The organism is Rhizobium phaseoli (genome assembly GCF_003985125.1).
GTDB lineage: Bacteria > Pseudomonadota > Alphaproteobacteria > Rhizobiales > Rhizobiaceae > Rhizobium > Rhizobium phaseoli.
Genome location: NZ_ML133627.1, coordinates 1 through 2,929, shown reverse-complemented (window position 1 = coordinate 2,929; position 2,929 = coordinate 1). Strand labels below are relative to the sequence as shown.

The 2,929-nt window shown below is 57.9% G+C and carries 5 protein-coding genes and 1 pseudogene; 1 reads left to right on the top strand and 5 read right to left on the bottom strand.

The window, feature by feature from the left end:
- The first annotated feature begins 357 nt into the window (after positions 1 to 357).
- On the top strand, positions 358 to 567 hold the full coding sequence (locus tag EFD56_RS32360) for a hypothetical protein (protein WP_225880317.1): 210 nt from the start codon (positions 358 to 360) through the stop codon (positions 565 to 567).
- Positions 568 to 728: 161 nt separating this feature from the next.
- Here the strand turns inward: EFD56_RS32360 and fdxB are convergent, their stop codons facing one another.
- From fdxB to nifK, 5 genes and pseudogenes are all read right to left on the bottom strand, one after another.
- On the bottom strand, positions 729 to 1,046 hold the full coding sequence (gene fdxB, locus EFD56_RS32355; RefSeq protein WP_004677870.1) for a ferredoxin III, nif-specific: 318 nt from the start codon (positions 1,044 to 1,046) through the stop codon (positions 729 to 731).
- On the bottom strand, positions 1,043 to 1,246 hold the full coding sequence (locus EFD56_RS32350; RefSeq protein WP_009991124.1) for a CCE_0567 family metalloprotein: 204 nt from the start codon (positions 1,244 to 1,246) through the stop codon (positions 1,043 to 1,045). The genes fdxB and EFD56_RS32350 overlap by 4 nt, the downstream gene beginning before the upstream one ends.
- Before the next feature lie 24 nt (positions 1,247 to 1,270).
- Positions 1,271 to 1,759, bottom strand: a complete 489-nt coding sequence (locus EFD56_RS32345; protein ID WP_004679071.1) for a NifX-associated nitrogen fixation protein — start codon at positions 1,757 to 1,759, stop codon at positions 1,271 to 1,273.
- Between the two features lie 33 nt (positions 1,760 to 1,792).
- Positions 1,793 to 2,095, bottom strand: a pseudogene (locus EFD56_RS32340) (nitrogenase component 1); the annotation flags it as partial.
- A 58-nt stretch (positions 2,096 to 2,153) separates the two neighbouring features.
- Positions 2,154 to 2,929, bottom strand: a 776-nt coding sequence (gene nifK, locus EFD56_RS32335) for a nitrogenase molybdenum-iron protein subunit beta (RefSeq protein ID WP_126907127.1), incomplete at its 5' end; no start/stop codon positions are given.

Sequence of the window (2,929 nt, the reverse complement as noted above, 5' to 3'; positions counted from 1 at the left end):
AATGCAGACTGCTTTCTGCCGCTTGTAACCAGGGATCAGCAAACACCATGCCAACTGCTCCGACGCGCCAAGAAGATGATTTTCTTTTATCAATGGGCGGGTTGAGGGCAGGTTGATGTGTATTTGACGGAGAGACCGGCGAACAAAACGTTCCAATCACGACAAACCTGACAAAAGTGGCGGATGCCCGACATTTGCGAGAAATGTCGACGGTTGCGCTGGGGACAAGGGAATTAGCATGTAATTCAACCGCGCTCAGGATCGTCCTGTGTCGGATCGTATTGAGCCTGCGGGGTGGAAAGTGGCGTTGCGGTCCTCGCCGCAAGTGCCTCCGTCAGCTGCGCACTGGTGCTTACCTTGACGGTCAGCTTGCGCGAGACATTGCGTGCAATTGCAGTGCCTTCTTTGCACCGGCCGCCATTGATTAGAACCGCCGCATCCGCGGATCAGGCATGGGACACGAACGGCACGATCTGTGGCGATCCAATCGCGGGGCATCTGCCTTGGCAACCGGATAAGTTCATCGCCGAGGGCGACGAGACAGCGATCGCCACTTCGCGCTTTTAAAAAAGTCCTATTGAAAGAAGCGACGAACTAGCCACCATCGCAGCGCTAACTTTGTGGATGGAATGCCACACGAAGTAACTACGTTCGTTCGTTTGCGCAGACGACGAGCAGCAGGAGACAACAAACGATCTGAAGGTAACAGCGTTGACTTGTTCGCGAGATCACGCAGTAACCTTGTCTGCCGCGACATGGGTCTGACAGTTCTTCGGGCAGACGCGCGCGCAGGCGCCGCAACCAATGCAGCGGCCGGCCTCATCGACAACCATGATCATACGATTGAGCTCGCCATCGAAGTCTTCCTCCTCGTCGTCGCAGATGCCGAGGATTTCACCCGCTTCACCGACGCCATAGAGGTGCATGACTTCGCGAGAGCAGGCTTTGAAGCATCGGCCACAGCCGATGCAGGTTGTAGCATCGATGCAGGTCAGGTACTCCGGCACCCAGCTGGAGCCGTCGCGCGTGACGAAAGGGCCAGTCATCGTGAATTCTCCAATGCAGCGAGCTCTTCCTTCGCAGCGTTCAACTCGGCGAAGGCGTCGAACGTCTCTCCTGCAATGGTCTTGATTCTAGCCCAATTAATCGGAAGGTCCTCGGCAAGATCGTGCAACTCCATCTTCGCAGCGGCGGCGCGGGACTGCAGCTTGCGGACCTTCTTCAGCTGCTCCACAATGTCTGACATGATCTCTTTCCTCGAAAATTGATTTCATGATGCCCGCGCCACGTCGGGATAGGTTTCGATAACTTCAATAGCGTCATCGACCATTTTCGTGCCGGTCTCGGCGAGCTTGCCTAGCGTCTCAAAGCCGAACCGGTGGACATCGCGCAGGGTCTTCGACAGAACGACCAACCGTCCAGTCGTGAAAAGCAAGCGGCCGAAGCCCTCATGGCCGATCGTCATGATCGGCGATGCCAACAGGCCTGTGCACTCTTCGATCACAAGCCCCACGCAACTGTAAAAATTCTGTAGCCTCCACAGCACATCAGGATCCGGATCGCCTATGATCGGGATCTTACGGCGCTGCTCCTTGGTGAGGATGAAGTCGGCCAGCAGGTCAGCGTCCGATTTGCCTTCCCACGCCCCATGGGCATCCTGAGCGCGGATGAGCCTTATCAGGCATCTGAGAAAAGGGGTGGCGAGATCCCCATCTTCGTTGACAGCAGGGCCATTCGTACTTCCTGTCAATGTACCCATTTCTTAGTCCTCCTCATCGAAAGGCTTCTTTTCAATGGCGCCTGCTTCGGTCAGCGCCGTGAAGCTCGTGCGCCAGAGCGTTGGACCTGAGGAAGCCGATCCGCGATTGTCCCAGGAATTGCCCTCACAGCCGAGAGGCCCATGGATCAGGTGCGCGACGTCGGTGATCGGCTGCAGCACGATCTTGGCGCCATCGAAAGCGCATCCGCCGGCTGCCGCCCCGGGGATCAGCGGCTTCGAACAGCCGTTTTTGCGCGCCTTGGAATCCTTGCTGCGGTTCTTCTCGCAGGCAGGCTCGTCGAAGACATCCTGGACTTTAGCATTGAGCAAGGGCATTGCGGTCTCCAAGTTCAGATGAAGGCGGCCGGCCTCACAAGGCCGACCGCCGCCGCTCCTAGCGGGTCAGGTCGTAAGAATAGTCCGTCACACCCGGCTCGCTCGTCTCGCGATCGAGCTTGTCGAAGATCTTGTCGAGGATCGTCGTCAGGACGCGCAGGCCGCCTTGGTAGCCCATGAGCGGGAAACGGTGGTGATGGTGCCGGTCGAATATCGGAAAGGTCAGCCGGATCAATGGGGTGCCGGTGTCGCGCTCGAGATACTTGCCATAGGAATTGCCGATCATAAGATCAACCGGCTCGGTAAAGAGCAGCGAGCGCAACGCCCACAGGTCCTTGCCCGCCCAGACCTGGGCATCCTTGCCGAAGGGCGAGGATGCGAGCAACGCCTTCATCTCGGCTTCCCAGGCCGACGTGCCGTTGGTAGCAAGGCAGTGGGTCGGCTCACCGCCGGTTTCCAAGACGAACCGGGCAACGGCGTAGACGAAGTCAGGATCGCCGTAGATCGCGTATTTCTTCCCGTGCAGCCAGGCTTGGCTATCTGCCATAGCGTCGACGAGACGGCCGCGTTCCAGGCCGATTGCCGGAGGAATTTCCTTGCCGGTAATCTCCGAGACCTTCATCAGGAATTCGTCGGTCGCCTGAACACCCAGCGGATAATGGAACGAAGCCGTAACCTGACCGACCTCCTTGCAATATTCCAGCGTTTTGCGCGTGTTATAGTGCTGCAGCGACAGGGTCGCTTCGGCATTCAACGCCGTTTTCAAGTCCTCGATCTTCGTGCCGCCGTCATACATGCGGTACGTACCGTCAGACGGCGTGTCGAACTGGTCGG